The organism is Pseudoalteromonas sp. BSi20311, assembly GCF_000239875.1.
In the GTDB taxonomy this organism is placed as follows: domain Bacteria; phylum Pseudomonadota; class Gammaproteobacteria; order Enterobacterales; family Alteromonadaceae; genus Pseudoalteromonas.
The window spans coordinates 18688-34832 of the sequence record NZ_BADU01000095.1; the positions used below are offsets into that span (position 1 = coordinate 18688).

General features: G+C 40.2%; 13 protein-coding genes. 4 read left to right on the forward strand and 9 right to left on the reverse strand.

Annotated elements, in window-relative coordinates:
• Positions 1 to 89 precede the first annotated feature (89 nt).
• The 7 genes from P20311_RS11180 to P20311_RS11210 all read right to left on the reverse strand — a co-directional run bounded on the left by P20311_RS11180 (position 90) and on the right by P20311_RS11210 (position 7362).
• Positions 90 to 2624 carry a TonB-dependent siderophore receptor gene (locus P20311_RS11180; protein ID WP_008112821.1) on the reverse strand — a complete coding sequence of 845 codons (2535 nt, stop codon included), beginning with the start codon at positions 2622 to 2624 and terminating at the stop codon, positions 90 to 92.
• Between the two features lie 275 nt (positions 2625 to 2899).
• Positions 2900 to 3745, reverse strand: coding sequence for a DUF4198 domain-containing protein (locus P20311_RS11185; RefSeq protein ID WP_008112822.1), 846 nt, complete (start codon positions 3743 to 3745; stop codon positions 2900 to 2902).
• Between the two features lie 34 nt (positions 3746 to 3779).
• On the reverse strand, positions 3780 to 4286 hold the full coding sequence (locus P20311_RS11190; RefSeq protein WP_008112823.1) for a DUF2271 domain-containing protein: 507 nt from the start codon (positions 4284 to 4286) through the stop codon (positions 3780 to 3782).
• On the reverse strand, positions 4286 to 4918 hold the full coding sequence (locus P20311_RS11195; RefSeq protein ID WP_036985100.1) for a PepSY-associated TM helix domain-containing protein: 633 nt from the start codon (positions 4916 to 4918) through the stop codon (positions 4286 to 4288). The genes P20311_RS11190 and P20311_RS11195 overlap by 1 nt, the downstream gene beginning before the upstream one ends.
• Before the next feature lie 82 nt (positions 4919 to 5000).
• On the reverse strand, positions 5001 to 5396 hold the full coding sequence (locus tag P20311_RS11200; protein ID WP_008112827.1) for a YbaN family protein: 396 nt from the start codon (positions 5394 to 5396) through the stop codon (positions 5001 to 5003).
• Positions 5397 to 5514: 118 nt separating this feature from the next.
• Positions 5515 to 6771: a porin gene (locus tag P20311_RS11205; RefSeq protein WP_008112830.1), complete on the reverse strand. Its 1257-nt coding sequence runs from the start codon at positions 6769 to 6771 to the stop codon at positions 5515 to 5517.
• A gap of 108 nt (positions 6772 to 6879) precedes the next feature.
• The gene (locus P20311_RS11210; protein WP_008112832.1) at positions 6880 to 7362 is read right to left on the reverse strand and encodes a MarR family winged helix-turn-helix transcriptional regulator; all 483 of its coding nucleotides are present in this window, start codon (positions 7360 to 7362) and stop codon (positions 6880 to 6882) included.
• A gap of 415 nt (positions 7363 to 7777) precedes the next feature.
• Here P20311_RS11210 and P20311_RS11215 point away from each other — a divergent pair, with 415 nt between their 5' ends.
• From P20311_RS11215 to P20311_RS11230, 4 genes are all read left to right on the forward strand, one after another.
• Positions 7778 to 8632, forward strand: coding sequence for a D-hexose-6-phosphate mutarotase (locus P20311_RS11215; protein ID WP_008112837.1), 855 nt, complete (start codon positions 7778 to 7780; stop codon positions 8630 to 8632).
• 5 nt (positions 8633 to 8637) lie between these two features.
• A complete protein-coding gene (locus P20311_RS11220) occupies positions 8638 to 9183 on the forward strand; it encodes a PH domain-containing protein (protein ID WP_008112838.1) in 546 nt (181 codons plus the stop codon).
• A gap of 10 nt (positions 9184 to 9193) precedes the next feature.
• On the forward strand, positions 9194 to 10723 hold the full coding sequence (locus tag P20311_RS11225; protein WP_370587330.1) for a PH domain-containing protein: 1530 nt from the start codon (positions 9194 to 9196) through the stop codon (positions 10721 to 10723).
• Positions 10724 to 10873: 150 nt separating this feature from the next.
• Positions 10874 to 13687, forward strand: a complete 2814-nt coding sequence (locus P20311_RS11230; protein WP_008112842.1) for a PD40 domain-containing protein — start codon at positions 10874 to 10876, stop codon at positions 13685 to 13687.
• 17 nt (positions 13688 to 13704) lie between these two features.
• Here the strand turns inward: P20311_RS11230 and P20311_RS11235 are convergent, their stop codons facing one another.
• Both P20311_RS11235 and P20311_RS11240 read right to left on the reverse strand, forming a co-directional pair.
• Positions 13705 to 14871, reverse strand: a complete 1167-nt coding sequence (locus P20311_RS11235; RefSeq protein WP_008112844.1) for a lipopolysaccharide assembly protein LapB — start codon at positions 14869 to 14871, stop codon at positions 13705 to 13707.
• A 48-nt stretch (positions 14872 to 14919) separates the two neighbouring features.
• A complete protein-coding gene (locus P20311_RS11240; protein ID WP_083830235.1) occupies positions 14920 to 16053 on the reverse strand; it encodes a PepSY domain-containing protein in 1134 nt (377 codons plus the stop codon).
• Positions 16054 to 16145: the final 92 nt, after the last annotated feature.

A 16145-nucleotide genomic window follows, 5' to 3' on the forward strand; every position in this document is an offset into this window, starting at 1 on the left:
CCAAAATATGGTTAAAAATACTAAATGTTAATAAAAAGGATGCACACTGCATCCTTTTGTAATTACTCTATTGTTAATGGGCGTTTTACTTAAAAATTGTAAGTAATGTTACCGTATAAAAAGCGCCCATCTAAACTGTAGGGTGTGTAAGGCGTGTACGGAAATATTTGGCCAAAGTTAGAGTAGCCAATATTATCTACCGTTGCTTGAGGGTACTGATCGAACAAGTTATTCGCACCTACTGCAAACTTCCACGCTTCGTTAGGACGATAAGCGACTTCTAAATCAGCAATCCATTTAGCATCTAAATATTCATCACCCTCGCTGGTGGTTGAAATATCTGCCACTTCCCCATAGCGAGTTGCACGCAAGGTTGTTTGCCATTGGTTAAAGCTCCAAACAGCCGATAGGTTTAGTTTGTTATCGGGTGTGCCTTGCTCAAAACGGCCTACTTCACGACGGGCAAATACCACGTAGTCATCGCCTAAAGAATTTAGCTCGCTCGGGTTTGCATCTACATGAGTCACTTCGGTATCGTTAATGTTTGCCGCTGCATTTAAGCGCACATCACCCAATGTATTTAAATCAAGTGTGTACGTTGCCACAATATCAACACCTTGCGTGCGCGAATTGATAGCGTTGGTAAAGTAACGAACACTTTCGGTATTTAGTTCGCCAGCATTAGCTAGAATTTGCTGCACAGCGTTACCGCTTAAGTTTTCAGAGAGCACAATCCGGTCATCAATATCAATGCGGTATGCATCAACTGTTAAGCTAAAGCCACCTTGAGTGTAAACAAATCCAGCGGTAACGTTAACTGAGTCTTCTGCATCGAGCTGTTTTGCACCTAACGCTTGGGCTGCAGGAGCAGAGCTTGGGAATAGACCAACTTCAAAAGGCTGGTTATTTTCGAGAATAGTCGATATTTGACGGTACGAGCTTTGTGCAAGAGACGGCGCACGAAACCCAGTACTTGCCGCACCACGTAATGATAGGTTGTCGGTAATACTGTAACGCGTGGCTAATTTTGAAGTAAATGTGTTACCAAAATCGCTGTAATCTTCATAGCGACTGGCTAAAACTACATTCCACTTATCAGTTAAATAAGTGTCAAATTCAGCAAATATGGCAACGTTATGACGGCTTTCGTTAGTTGCGCTTTGTGGTCCAAAACCAGGAAGCACTTGCGCGCCGCCAGCAGCAATTGGGTTGCCGTTGTTATCAAGTGCAGTAATATAAGAAGCTTCTTCGCCTTGCTCTATTTTATAGCTTTCACGGCGATACTCAGCACCAATAGTGAAAAACACATCATCGGGTAGACCAAAATCAACGCTGGTATTGGCATCAAAGTTAACTAAAAACTGATCGTAAACCATGGCGCCGTTATCAAACTCAGTTTGGCTGTTAGTACCTAACGAAGTATTTAGGCTATTTACAACCCCTAAACCAAAGTCATTTCGGCCGTAGTTGGTGCTTACATCCCAAGTCCAGTCGCCACTATCGCCTTGTAAACCAAGTGCCAGCGAGTAATCTTTTACGTCGGTAGCAATTTGTGGCAAAAAGCCATTAGGGTATAGCTCTAAAACATTGCGGCTGTCTTTTGCACGACGGTAAAATCCGCCCGAGTTACCTTCACGCTCTGAATAGCTACCAAACGAATAAACATTAAAGCCATTCTCTAAATCGTATCCCATATTGTAAAACAAAGCGTAGTCTTCCAGCGCTGCTTTACCAAAACGGTGATTGTAGCGATCAATTGTAAATTCGCGCGGGTCTAGGCTGCCATCATCTAGGCGGCTGTATTGTTCGCGCGGGTCAAAGCCAGAGCGTTGGGTTGAGTCGTTATCACGGTATTCAATAGATACATTTACAAAGCCATTGTCTGCCAGTGAAAAACCAGAGTTTGCGCTAATTGTGCGGGTATTACCGTCGTTAACGTGACGATCGTCGCCTAAATTAAAGGCAAGGTTACCCTTATCATCCGCATAAGTGCTATTTAGTTGTGGTGCACCGGCCATTTGGCTGTCGTATTGGCCATAAGTTACGCTAACACTGCCGCCTTCGGTGGCATCTTTTAAAACAATATTGATTACACCCGCAATAGCGTCAGAGCCATACTGGGCTGCAGCCCCATCACGTAGTACTTCAACACGCTTAATTGCAGAGGTGGGGATCATGTTTAAATCAACCGCAGTAGAGCCGCGACCAACCGTACCGCCTAAATTTAATAACGCACCAGAGTGGCGGCGTTTACCATTAATAAGTACTAGGGTGTGATCAGGTGCAAGGCCTCTTAAAACCGCTGGGCGAGCATGATCGGTACCATCAGACAGTGTGGCACTTGGGTAGTTAAAGCTTGGTACTTGGTTAGCGAGCACTTGGCTAATTTCAAGTTGGCCGGTGCTTGCCATATCGTCGCTGCTAATAATATCTACAGGCACGGTACTTTGCGCAATACTGCGCAAACTGCGGCGTGTGCCTGTTACTGAAATTACTTCGATATTTTCTTCCACTTGGTTAGTTTGCTCAGCCGCATTAGCTGCTGAAAAAGAGGCGCTAAGTGCGGTGGTAATAGCCAAGCTAAGTGCTAATTTTTTATTAGCTGATAAATGCTGAAAAGTCATTAAGCGTGCCTTGAAGATTTTGAAAGGGGCGCATCATATAGAAGCGGCTAGTGCATCGCAAAGATCTAAATTGACTATGTTATTCAACTATTTTTATAAAAATAAGTGATCGGAATAACAGATTGAAATAGGAACAAAAAAGGAGGCTAAAATATAGGATTATGCTTATTTAGGCAGTGAAAATGGCTAACTTGGTTTAAAGCTTTGCTAAAGGGTTTTAATTATAAAGAAGCTACAGGCCAAACTATTAATGTGGCCTGTAGGGAATTAAAAAGTTATTCAGGTGCTACTTCAAGGGTTGTAAATAGTGCATAACGACCTACGTCTACGCCAGCTTCATTGACGGTTACTTTTTGAGACGTTTCGATTAGGTATAAACCAGGCTGTTGCCAAGTGCTGGTGAAAAACCCGTCTTTATCTGTGGTTACTTTAATCTCACCGCGAGTATTACGGTAACGTGTATCACCTTTTAAAATACTTATTTCAATCCCTTCGCCAACCGGCTTGCCATCGCTTAGTAGTTGAAAGCGTGCTTGCTCACCAACAAATAAGTCGTTTGGATGGGTTGGGCCGCTTAGCTCTAAGCCTTGACCTAATAGTGCCGGTTTAGACGTGCCATTATGGCTAACAAAGGTATCAACAGTAGAGATGGTTTTAATTGTGGTGATATCGCTGGCGTCTTTAGGTAAGTTGGCATCTGTTTTTTTAGCGAATACACGGCTTCGCTCGCCTGCTGCATTTTTGTAAAATGTCATGTACATAGGCTTTTGCGTCATCGCAATATGATAGGTGCCTTGTTGCTGAAGTTTTACTGCAGCAGAGCTTTTGCGTTGAAGGTAATAGGCACGAATGGTGTCGGTAACTTGCTCGCCATTTGGGGCTAGCGCCATTAATAATGAATCGTCGTACTCTGCGCCTTTTATGCTTGGACTAAAAGCTTTATCAGGTGCAAAAATTTCGTTAGAAATACTCGCATCAATCATAACATAATGCGCTTTATCGCCTGATAGCGAGGTATGCGAAGGTAGTAACCAGCGGCCATGTGCACTTGCGGTTGTTGATACCAGCGCTGATAAACTCAGTGCGCCAATGAGTGCTGTTTTTAATAAATTAACGTTCATTATTTTTCCTTTAAATTTGAATGATAAGTAGGTACTACCTAGCGCTTACAGTGACAAAGCTTGTTGAAAATTCGTTTTTACCATCAATAGTTATTTTCTCTGATTGGGTTAAATCAAGCTCAATGCGGCTGTAATCACGCCCACCTTCTTCGCGAACAACTTCAACATTAAGTAGATACTTGCCGGGTGTTACGGGGGTACCGTTTAGATCCTTGCCATCCCAGCCAATTGTGTATGTGCCCGCACGCTTGGTAGCGCTACTAACCCCATCGAAGTTTGCATCACTTTTACCTGCTTTGCGCCACCATTGGCGTAGGTCTTTAAACCATTCCGCTTTTTGTACCCAAAGCGCTAAAGTTGTGACATGTTTACGCTCTGGTGTTTCCAGCCATACAGCAACATAAGGGCGGTGGTAGGGTTGCACGCTTAAATCGGTAAGGGTTAATTCAACGTCTAACCTTGGCGATTGTGCATAAGCATTAATTTGAAATAGTGCGGCGACTAACAGCGTGATGCTTAGCCATGGTTTAATTTTAAACATTAAGACACTCCTTTTATTTGTGGCACCCAACACAGGTAAATAACGATAGGTGTTGCTACACCTAAGGCGGTTATCCATATTCCTGCTAAGCGTTTTTTTCTGTTTTGAAATAAAATAATCATGCCGGTGATGGCAAATAGAATCATCAGCACTGCAGATATATCAATAACCCAGCTCCATACATCACCGCTGTAACGACCTTTATGTAAATCGCCAATAACACTTAAAAACCCCCCGGTTTGATAATCGAGTAACAGTTCGCCACTAATAAAATCAAACTCTGCGTAGGCGTAGCCTGCCGGTAATGGGTAGTCGAGCATGACCAGTGAATCTTGCTTTTCCCACTCAATACTTTTTACTTTATTCAGCCCATACTGCTTGGCGAGGTAAGCTTCTATTTGGGGGTAAATAGCAGGTAGGGTGTTTAATTCTGTTTGTGCTTTTGCAAGTAGTTCAGCTGGAATTGCTGCGGTAATTTGGCCGTTGTTTTTATCGTTTTTTAACCAGTCAACATGGTTTAGCACTATGCCGCTTACGCAAAATAGAATAAGTAAAAAAAACAAAGCGGTAGAAATATAGATATGCAAAGCACGACTCGTACTATATAAAGCGCGTTTATTAACAAAGGGCATAAAAGGTGCAGATTTAATTAATTTTTACGGATGATAATGATTTGCATTAGCTGTTACAAATTTATTTACCAAACTTTACACTTTATTTTTTAGGAGGAGCTGAGGGCTTAGAAATTAAGTAAGTTAAAACCAGTACTTCAACAACAGCAACTAAGGCAATAACCCAAAAAGGGGGGCTGCTGGATAATAAAAATATAAAACCTACTAGCATACCTATACCCGCAGCATATTTTGCCTTTACAGGAATTACTTGATGTACCCGCCAATGTTGTAATGTTGTACCAAAGCGAGGGTGGTTTAATAACCAAGATTCAAGCGCGCTAGATGAGCGAGCAAAACACGCTAAGGCTAAAATTAAAAACGGTGTGGTTGGCATAACGGGTAAAATAACGCCAATAATGCCGAGTAACACACACAGTAACCCCAGCAATTTAAAGCCGATATTTTTATAATAAATAAAAACGTTTTTTATGTTCACGCCAGCTCTTTTTCAATAAATTAAACGGTAAAATGAAGAGAAAGTGGCTTAGTTGCATGTTATCAACTAAGCCACTTAGGGTTAGCAAAGGAAAAGTATTTCCCGATTGCATTACCTATTAAAAGTAATAGCCTAAATTAATATTAAAGCGGCGCTCGGTATCGCCATCACCAATAATGGTACCGCCGATGAAAGGTTGGTTTCGAGCTTGTACAAAATCAACATAACTAAAGAACCCGCCAGCAGTAATACTCATGCCGGTTACATTCATCCAAGTGTTGGCGCTATTATCTGATTTGTTGTAGATGATCCCATAGTCGTTATAAAACTGTAGGTTGGTAACTGGACCCCATTCTAGTGCGTAGTCGTATGCAACATTAAAGTTGGTCATTGTAGCTTGGCTCGACACGCTATCGAAGTAATTGTAGGCACCCACTGCAAAGCGGTTGCTGCCATCATCTAAGTCGTAGTCGTATTCGCCGTGTTGAAATTGAATGTTCCAGTTATTAATGTTGCTGTTTAAATGAACAGCCCACGCACTGTAATTACCCGCGCGGTCTTCACCATCATGTAGTCCACCACTGAGTAGCGATACACCTAAATCTGTGGTTATATTTTTACTGTGCTTAAGTTGATAAGTGGCTCGACCAGCAAAAGTGTTGTATTCACCAAGTTGCTTTGCAGGCTCGGCATAGGTTCCTTCATCGGCAGGGCGACTGCCAATAATGTCATAAGAGTAACGGTGGTTTTTATCTGATGCTGAGCCATCAACTCCGCCAAGTTCATCATTTTTAAAAAAGCCAAGATCAAGTGTCCAGTTGTCTTTAAGCTTACGTTTAGCAACTACCCCTAAATCAAAGTCATCTTCTAGGCCAACATAGTAGTTAGTGCTAAAAAAGTAGCTGTGAGAATTGTAAGGGCCATTACCAAACGGTACGGCGGTTATACCAGCTTGACCTTCCCAGCCATCAATAAATTCATACCCTAAGTAAGCGTATTTCACTACTGTCATGTAATCGTAAAAGCGTACTTCACCATTTACTGAAATATCATTAATTTCACCAGAGACATTTAAACGGAAAATATCAAAATCAAAGTCGCCACCGCGATCTTCATTGTCATCATCGTAAGAGTTAATGCCGTAGTTAGCGCGAATGGCACCCCCTACCTTTATTCCAGATGACTGTTGCTCAGGTTTTGCTGCTTCATCAGTTAGTTGCTGAGCTTGTTTTTCAGTGAGTTTACTTTCAAGTTTTTCTACTTGTTGCTTTAACTGCGTTAATTGGCTTTGGAGAGGTTGAAGATTTGATGCATAAGAATTACTAGCAACACCACCTAAAATTAAGGCGAGTGTTAGTTTTGAGAGTTTAGTCATAATAGCCGTTTTGATTGTGATTAAAAAAATAAAGGCGCAACAATGCGCCTCTTAGTGTGGAAAAAGGGAAAATGGCAGACTAGTTTATTATTTTTTTATTACTGCGTTTTATTCTTTGGGAGTTTGAAATAGTGCGCCGACTTCTAAAAGTGGGGAGGCGTCTAGCTTATCAGCATCCATCATTGCGGCAATACGTTGCATTGATGAAAGTAGTAAACTCTGTTCCCATTCAGCAAGTGCTGAAAATTTTTCGATAAAATGCTCTTGTAATGGTTGAGGTGCTTTTTCGAGTAGTTCTTTACCTTGTTCGGTAAGATATAAGCTGACTCGGCGTTTATCCATTTGACTACGAACACGTGTCACTAAGTTTTTACTCTCGATTCGGTCAAGAATATTAGTAACCGTTGCAGGGCTTAAATTGACGTTTTGCGCAATACGACTGGCGGTAATACCATCAGTTTGAGACACTTCCTGCATAATAAGCAGTTGTGGTCCTGTTAAACCCGCTGTTTTATTAAGTTGCTTTGAATGTAAGTCAATCGCACGGATCACCTTACGTAAAGAAACTAGTAATTCGTCATATTTTTGCATTTGCTTGTCTCATGGAAGGCGAATCATTTGCCGTAATCATGAAATGTTACACATCAAATAAATTGAATTCAAATGATATATGTTATTTTAACCCGCTGTTATTAGTTTTTATTGGTTTTTATTAATTTGAGCAGTAATTAAAATAGTATTTATTATCTTTATTTTATTAAATGTTCATAACATTCTGTTTGCTAAGGTTGCGCACCTTACATAGGTTGAAAGCGATACGCAAGCCACAGGTGTAAAACTTTAGTCGTAATTTGGCCGTTGATGTGGCATAAAAATATAGTAACTAACTCAATTTAAATAACTATTCTATGTAGCTTATGCTTTAAGCATGCATTATTGTTTGTGTACAAGTAACCTGAACTCAGGTTAAGTACAAAAAATTAGTCTCAGTGTTAAAGGAAATAAAATGCAATTATCACCCTCAGTATGTATTGAGCGTACACATAGCGGTTTAGAGTTTATTAGTATTAACAGTCGCCAATGTGAGGCGAAAATATTTTTACAAGGTGGGCAAATAACTGAGTTTACACCCAAAGGCAAATTGTCTTTATTATGGGTGTCTGGGGATGAAACCTTTAGCGAAGGGAAAAGTATTCGTGGTGGCATTCCTATTTGCTGGCCTTGGTTTGGTCAACATGAAAATACGGATTTTCCAGCGCATGGCTTTGCCCGTACGCATGTATGGCAAGCCGATGAAGTGCATGAAACCGACAGCGAGGTTACTGTGAGCCTTAAATTACCAATGAAGCAGGTAGATTCTACTTTTTGGCCGCATCAGTCGTCATTACGGGTTGAGTTTATCTTATCAGAGCAATTAGAGGTGCGTTTAACCACCTGTAATTTAGGCAACGTACCATTTAGTTATACACAAGCACTGCATACTTACTTTCCAACAGAAGATATTAATAATACCCGAGTGGCAGGGCTGCAAGGGGCGCAATATATAGAATTTGGTCAAGGGCCTCATCAGCAAAATGACGTGGTCGACTTTTCCCGTGAAACCGATATGGTTTATACCCAAGCCGCAGCAGTTCAAACAATTGATACTCCCCAAGGGATGATCAGTGTTAGCAGAGAAAACTCGCAGTCGTGCGTACTATGGAATCCATGGATTGAAAAATCAAAGCGGCTATCAAATTTTGCCGATGATGATTATAAAAGCATGTTATGCCTAGAAGCAGCGAATGTGCTTGAAGATGCGGTTACGCTTGAGCCTAAACAAAGTCATACCTTAGTGACAACAATAAAGTGGCTTGGCTAAGTCCAATGGAGCAAAGTGTGTTTACTAATCAACAAATAACCGATCTACCGCAACATAAAAGCATAGTGTTTGAGCCGCTTGCCGATAAAGCGTTATTGCATGCACAATTGAATTGGTTGTTATTTTTCATTCCTTTTTGCTTAGTGCTAGCGGTTGTTTGTTATTTTAATACAGATTTTGCTGCCATGGCGCAAGGTTACTTATTGGTTGCTGTTCCGCTATTAATTTTACTTTGTATGCTATACAGCGTGTTCAGTATTAAATTACAAGGCAGTGCATTGCGTACCCACGATATAGCATTTAAAAAGGGTATTATTTGGCAGCAGGTAACTATTTTACCGTTAGCACGAGTGCAGCATATTGAAATACATCGTGGGCCAATAGAGCGAAAACTGGGTTTAGCCAGTTTAAGGCTTTACAGCGCAGGGGGTATGAGTGCTGATTTACAAATTAGCGGTCTGACCCACGAAAAGTGCAAAAATATCCGTCAGTTTGTACAAAGCTATCGCCACGATGAAACCACGAGTGAGGTTGCTGCCAGTGAGTGTTGATGCTACGCAAATGACGCCACCTTCACTTAATTGGCAAAAAGTCTCGCCCTGGGCACTGGCTTATTTTGTGATGCATTTTAGTGTGCGCTTTGTCAAAGACGGCTTATTTAATTTACTGCCTGTGTTAGTGGTATTTGTTACCCAGGTAGAAAATAAATTATTTTGGGGGCAAGTTGCGCTCGCGATTGCTTTGACTTCATTGCTTGCTTATTGTTTTTTGTATTACCGTAGTTTTCGTTTTTGTATTACTGACGAGCATGAAATTTTACTAAATAAAGGTGTATTTAAAAAAGAGCGACTCACCTTAAAGTTTTCTCGAGTGCAAAATGTAAACATAGCTGAGCCCTTTTATTTTACTCCAGTAGGTTTAGTTAATTGCATTTTTGATGCTGCCGGCAGTGTTGCCCAAGAAGCGGTATTGCCGGGAGTAACCAGCGGTTATGCCCAGCAAATGCGCAAACAAGTATTTGACTACAAAGCACAGCAGCAACCATCAGCAGAAGTAGCTGATACAGCGCAATCTCATATTGAAGAGCAGGGCGAAAATAGTTTATTCATTTCAAATAAAGAAATAGCTAAGTTTGGTTTAATGTCGAACATGGCCATTTTAGCGCTTGCCGCTATTGCCCCTTTTATGAATGTGGCTATCGATTTTTTAGAGCAGCAGTTTATAACAAAAATAGAGGGTTTTTATCAGCAAGAGCTGGGTATGATGGCTAATGCAGCGGTATTTGCAGTAATTACTTTGATTTTTATATTGGTATTTATAGCGGTGTTTTTATCGGTGACTATGTCGCTCATTCGTTTTTATAACTATCAGCTTTATTTTAAAAATAAAAAATTTAAACGTATTGCAGGGCTGTTAGAACGCCATCAACTATCAATTAGTTTAGATAAAGTACAATCGATTGTTATTAAGCAAAACCTAGTTGCTAGGCTATTGAAACGTTTTACTGTTGAGTGTTTGCAAGCCAGCAGTGGTGGCGCTGCAAGTATGGCGAAAAAGAATAAACAAACCTTAGTGTTACCAGTGCTCACGCAGGGGCAAGTTGATAATGTGTGTCAGTGGATTTACCCATGGTTTAACAGTAAAAAGCTGGCATTCAAGGCGGTAGAAAGGGCGTTGTTATATAAGAACATGCTGTTTTATGCCTTGCTACCGAGTGTTGCTTCTGGGTTTTTAATTAGCTTTATGCAACTTAATGTATTAATTCCGTTAGCGTTATTTTTGGTATTAGCTACGTTAGTATTTTTGTCTTATAAACGTTATGGGTATTATCTTCATCAACAAGATGGGCGTTTTTATATGGTGGTACGCAAAGGTATGATTGGCGTACATTACCGGGTATTTGAGCTGTACAAAGCACAGAGCGCTCGCAGTGTGAGTACCTTTTTTATGCGTCGCTCTGGCTTAAAAAGCCTGTATATACAACTTGCTGCAGGTGGCGCGTATGTTCCGTATTTAAAACAGCAAGATGCTGACTTTATTATTGATTTTACGCTTATGCAGGCTGAGTCAGACTCCCGTAGTTGGATGTGATTTCCTCCGTTGTAAATAATTAGCGTTCAGGTTAAATAATAAAGCAGGTGTAAATACACATTTGCACATGCTTTATTACACTTTTTTACTGCCCGTTTTTTCCTTTTAATAATAACCTAGGTGTATTAAGGAATTATTTTAGGGAATTTTATGAAACAGACACTGCTGGCATCCGCTTTATTACTTGCCTCACCAAGCTTCGCTGCTAATTGGCAAACCATTCATACCGAGCATTTCAATGTACACTTTAGTAGTGAGCATATTGATTTTGCTAAATCGACCGCAGTAGAGCTGGAGATTGTTCGTACTAAAGTGCTTGATCAACAAAACCGTGCGCTTGATAAAATCGCCGATGTGGTGGTGTTTGATCCTTTAAATGCAGCTAATGGCTTTGCCTTACCAACCTCTAATAATCCTGTTATGGCGCTTTTTACTACGCCACCACAATCGGATACGGTAATCTCAAACTCATCTGGCTGGCAGCAATTACTAGTATTGCATGAGTACATTCACTTAGTGCATTTAGCGCAGCCAACCCGCAGTGAGTGGCAACAAAAAATTAGAGGGGTATGGGATCTTTACGATTTAACCTATGGAGACACACCACGCTGGGTAGCTGAAGGATACGCCACTTTAATTGAGTCTAAAATGACGGGGCGAGGGCGGCTCTTTGATAACTATTCTGAGGCAATACTCAGGGAGTTTGCTCAGCAAGGAGCGCTTCCGACGTATGGACAACTAAATAGTGATGAGGGCTTTATGGCGGGCTCCATGGCTTACTTAATGGGAAGTCGATTTTTATATTGGTTAGAGCAAAATTACTCAGAGCAGCTGGTCGATAATGTATGGGTTCGTATGCGAGCGGTTAAGTCTCGAGATTTTGATGATGCTTTTTCTGGTGTATTTGGGCAAAACGCTGCCAAGCTATATCGTCGATTTATTGCTGAGTACACTTATAAAGCAATGCAACAAGAGCAAACCGAGTCACCACTTAATAGCAAGCTTTGGTTAAAGCTAGATTTATACGCTAGCAACCCCGCTCTTTCTGGCGACGGCAGCAAAATTGCCATAGTGGAGCGTGATAAAAAAAGTAATACCAAGCTCATAATTTATAGCACTGAAGACAACACTAAAGCGCAACAGCAATTTATTAAAGCGCAAAAGCAATTACTTGAGGATGATGCTAAGGATATTCCTGATACTGCGCCGAGTGTATTTAAGCGCGAACAAAAACAAATATTAAATCAAATAAATCGCGCAGGTATTGCCAATCCGCAATGGGTAGGCAACAACACTCTTTATTTTAATGCCTACAGTAGTGAGGAGTCGGGGACTTATAACAAAGTGTCTGACATTTTTAGCTATAACATAGATACTGGCAACGTCGAACAACTCACTGAACTGGCTGGTATTCGTCGTTTTAGTGTTACCCGCGATGGTGAAACACTTTACGGTGAGCGAATAAGAGCTGGGTATTCTGAATTAGTAAAAGTCGATCTTAATACACAAACAATCACGCCACTTTTTACCAAGAGCTTAAAAACGACGTATGATTACCCGACCCTAAGCCCCGATGAAACAGAATTAGCTTATTTATCAGCGTCATTAAACGAAAATTGGCAGTTGTATATACAAGAGTTGGGCGCTGATACTAGGCAGTCAGTCCCAATGCCTAATGGGTATCAATATTTAAGCCAGCCGAGTTTTAGTCAAAATGGCAAATCAATCTATTTTGTAGCTGGTCTAAATAATGCCACTGATATTTATAATTATCATATAAAAAATAACACCCTCACACGCTTAACTAACGGGCAAGAAGCGCTCGCATACCCGATTGAGGCTGAAGATGGCTCACTACTTTATTTCTCTATTAATGCCGATGGCCCTGATGTAAAAACGCTAACAACAAAAAACCGCACAGCCGTGACTGATTTCGCTGTAAACAGTGAAGCTCCATTGTTGATGGTAAATAAGCATACCTTGCCACCGGCAAAAATATATACCGATGAGACAGTAGAGCAAAGCGATTATGCAGTACTTGATCAGCAAGCCACGTTTGCCTTGGGAACACAGTATTATTCAGCGTCAACCAGTTTGCTAAGCGTAGGTATAAAAAGCAGCGACCTATTAAAGCAACTTGATTTACAAGCGGGTTATAATATTGATTTGCATGACGGTGCATTACATGGAGGCTTTGTACAAGCAAAATACAATGCGCTGAATACAAAGTTTAAGCTTGCGCTATTTGATTATAATTTGGATACATCACATCAATATCAACCTAGCTTAAACGTCGATATTGACGCCCGAGGTGGCTTTGCTGCAATAAGCCACCCATTGAAATTTGGTCAATTACAGTTAATCCCAGAATTGGCTTATAACTATACAGATTATAAAAATGGCCATAAAAATTGGACACGGTTGAGTATTAGTCAGCAATGGCAACACGACCGCCAAGCATTTGCCATAGGGCAGAGTATTTATGCCAGTATTTATGATGGGCGGAATCACAGTCGTCATTGGCAAGGTTATGACTTGGCAACAAAAGTATTTGGCAAAGCATTTAATATTCCCATGTTTGTGAGCTTTGAACAAAAACAGCGAGACGATAGTGATTTAGCTTTAGGTGGGTTTAGCTCTAACTTGATTAATCAGCAACAAAGTAGCGAGTTTGTACTTGCTGCTGAACTGCCTTATTACAGTGCAACTGCAGAGCGTTACCAAGGTTATGGTGGTGGCATCAGCTTTAAAGAAGGCATGCCTTGGCTTTATTACAAGCAACATCAATTAGACAGTAGCGTTTATGCACAAAGTTATGGCTTAAAATACCAAGGTGATTTTAGCTTTGGGATGGGGCCTGCAGGCGTAAACGACCTAACTTTTAATGCTGGGCTGTCGCGTGTTGAAGGCGACAGTTTTGAAGATGAAATGCGCGCGTGGTTAAGCTTTTATTATTCGCTTTAAAAGCTTATTTAGCTAAGTTACTTTCTTGTTTTCATAGATAGTAACTTAGCTTGATATACATTTAATTTTTGCGTGTCTTTTTCTAGCTCCATTGCTTTTTTAAGCAGTGCTTTAGTTTGTTGATAGTGCCCTTGCTGATGGCGAATCTTAGCTAGCTCTAGGTATAACTCAGCAATATAAGGTGCTTTTGTTATAGCTTGAACGATATGCCTTTTAGCTTTGTAAAGTCGACCTGTTTGTAAGTCGTTTTTAGCCAGTGTTAATAGCTCATATGGGTCTTTTTCTTTAAAAAAAAGCTTTGCATCTAATTGCTCTTCTAGCTTTTTATCTCCCATCTTTTTTGCTAAAAATTGATAATTAGTTAGTAAATTAATACTTATCAGCTGCTGATTTATCGCGGCCTTGTATATCTTTTTAGCACTTTGAGAGTCGCCAGTACGCCTATGTAATACTGCAGCTAAGTTAAAAAGCTCAGGATCTGTAGGTGTGTATTTATTGGCTTGTAATATATTTGAATATGCTAAATCATAATCTTTTACAGCTAATGCATCTGCAGCTAAGTTACTATAAAACTTAGAAATTAAATCATTGATGTCAGCACTGCCTGAATACATACTTCCTCGGGTTGGGAAATAGTCAATTAATGAACCTGGCTTGATAAATGAAATTTTATTTGGATCTTTTTTAGTGTCATTTTCTTCTGGGGCATACACTTTAGTTCTAAAGTGTTTTGCTACATAAACTAGGTTGTCTTCTTTTGCGAAAACAGGCTGACTAGTTACTTCTTGAAAGCTTGTTTCTAAATCTAAAAGTGCAGCATAACTTTGTGTTAATACGGCTAAGCTTATACAGTTGCCATGCCCATGATCTAGCGCCTGCATCGAAGTTAATGTATCGCCATGATAACTAAAATCAGAGAGTTTATTTTCTAGGTAGTTATAAACAATGATATCCATGCGCATTTTGGATGCTTGCTGCTTTGCAACGAAAGCTAAAAACTTTGATTTTTCAGCTTCAGGAAGCTTAAAAAGCTCATCCTTAGAGACAGTCTCTTGTGTTTTAAATAAGCTATGGTTTAGCAAAGAGGTAAGTTTTAGTTGAGGCTGCTCTTGAGGTGCTCTTGTGCTTGAGCATCCTGCTACTGATAAAAAACCTATGACTATCAAGATTGTTTTTATTTTCATAAACCACTCCATTGTTTGAATTAACATTATACTGAAGTGGTTTGTTTATCAAGCATTCGCGTTTCGTCGTTGAGTTAAGCGATTTTTTTGTGAGTGCTTTTTACGTTTGCGGCGGGTAAACCACAAATACAAGCCTGTACCAGCCAGCCATACAGGACTAAGGCCAACAATACACCATAGTATTTTACTGATAAGCCCAGCAAAATAACCAAAGTGTAGTTTTCTGAAGCTATCTATTACTTGCCAACCCGCACCAGCCTCTCGAATATCCCAATTAGCCATGTGTTCACCTGTTTGCTTATTGTAGGTTATGGTATTGGCGTATTCACTGGTAAGTGGGTTACTGGTATTTACTTCGCCGTAAAGAGTAATATTTTCATCAGGCTCTCGCGGGAAAACTAAAAAAGTTGTATTAAAACTGGGTATTTTCAGCTTGCTATCATTAAGAATGCGCTCAAAAGAGATGTCGTCACTATATAATTTATTTGTAATAGTGTAGTGCTCTTCTTCTGCGTGTTCTATTACTTCGTGATACCACACAGCGCCATTAAAATAGCCACCGGTAATCGCTAAAACGATAAGGATAGGTGAGCCTAATACCCCAGTCATTTTATGGATATCGCTAAGTACTATTTGTAAAGTTGCGCGCCAGCGTACGCTAAATAGTCGCTGCCAAAACTTACGGTAAATAATTAAGCCAGTAATACCTAAAGTTAATAAAAATAGAGCAAAAAAGAAGCCTAATACGGTACCTGTTTGCCCAGGTAAGCTTTTTAAGTCGTTAAGTAAAAAGGTGTAATGGAGTTCTAAAAACCAGTCGGTAAAATAATGAGTTGTGCTAACTGGTTCTGATAAAACCTCTCCGGTGTATTGGTCTAAATGCAACTTAAACCAATCGTCAGTTCCACGCTTAACCAAATAAAGTCGGTCAGCGGTGCTGTTATTAAAAAGCTCCCAGCTTCCTACTACATATTTAGGAAAGGCTGCTTCGGCTTTATCAATTAATGAATCCATAGGTAAACGTGCGGCTTGCTGCTGTACCACAAAGTGTTTATCGGGCATCAGTAAGCCATCAATTTCACTTTTAAACACTAAAACACTGCCGGTAATACTAATAACAATTAACGGAATAATGGCAATTAGCGCCAACCAACTATGAACTTTAAATAGTGTTTTTCTCATTACTTAAACTTGTACGTTAACTTACTGATATGCGCATGATAACAGTTATCATTTGCATTGCAATTAAAGAATAATGAAGCTGTGAAGTTAAG

What these genes read in the sequence shown, in the direction of transcription:
- P20311_RS11180 (WP_008112821.1), bottom strand. Translation starts at nt 2,624, where the DNA reads ATGACTTTTCAGCATTTATCAGCTAATAAAAAATTAGCACTTAGCTTG.
- P20311_RS11240 (WP_083830235.1), bottom strand. Translation starts at nt 16,053, where the DNA reads ATGAGAAAAACACTATTTAAAGTTCATAGTTGGTTGGCGCTAATTGCC.
- P20311_RS11195 (WP_036985100.1), bottom strand. Translation starts at nt 4,918, where the DNA reads ATGCCCTTTGTTAATAAACGCGCTTTATATAGTACGAGTCGTGCTTTG.
- P20311_RS11190 (WP_008112823.1), bottom strand. Translation starts at nt 4,286, where the DNA reads ATGTTTAAAATTAAACCATGGCTAAGCATCACGCTGTTAGTCGCCGCA.
- P20311_RS11205 (WP_008112830.1), bottom strand. Translation starts at nt 6,771, where the DNA reads ATGACTAAACTCTCAAAACTAACACTCGCCTTAATTTTAGGTGGTGTT.
- P20311_RS11225 (WP_370587330.1), top strand. Translation starts at nt 9,194, where the DNA reads ATGACGCCACCTTCACTTAATTGGCAAAAAGTCTCGCCCTGGGCACTG.
- P20311_RS11185 (WP_008112822.1), bottom strand. Translation starts at nt 3,745, where the DNA reads ATGAACGTTAATTTATTAAAAACAGCACTCATTGGCGCACTGAGTTTA.
- P20311_RS11230 (WP_008112842.1), top strand. Translation starts at nt 10,874, where the DNA reads ATGAAACAGACACTGCTGGCATCCGCTTTATTACTTGCCTCACCAAGC.
- P20311_RS11215 (WP_008112837.1), top strand. Translation starts at nt 7,778, where the DNA reads ATGCAATTATCACCCTCAGTATGTATTGAGCGTACACATAGCGGTTTA.
- P20311_RS11220 (WP_008112838.1), top strand. Translation starts at nt 8,638, where the DNA reads ATGGAGCAAAGTGTGTTTACTAATCAACAAATAACCGATCTACCGCAA.
- P20311_RS11235 (WP_008112844.1), bottom strand. Translation starts at nt 14,871, where the DNA reads ATGAAAATAAAAACAATCTTGATAGTCATAGGTTTTTTATCAGTAGCA.
- P20311_RS11210 (WP_008112832.1), bottom strand. Translation starts at nt 7,362, where the DNA reads ATGCAAAAATATGACGAATTACTAGTTTCTTTACGTAAGGTGATCCGT.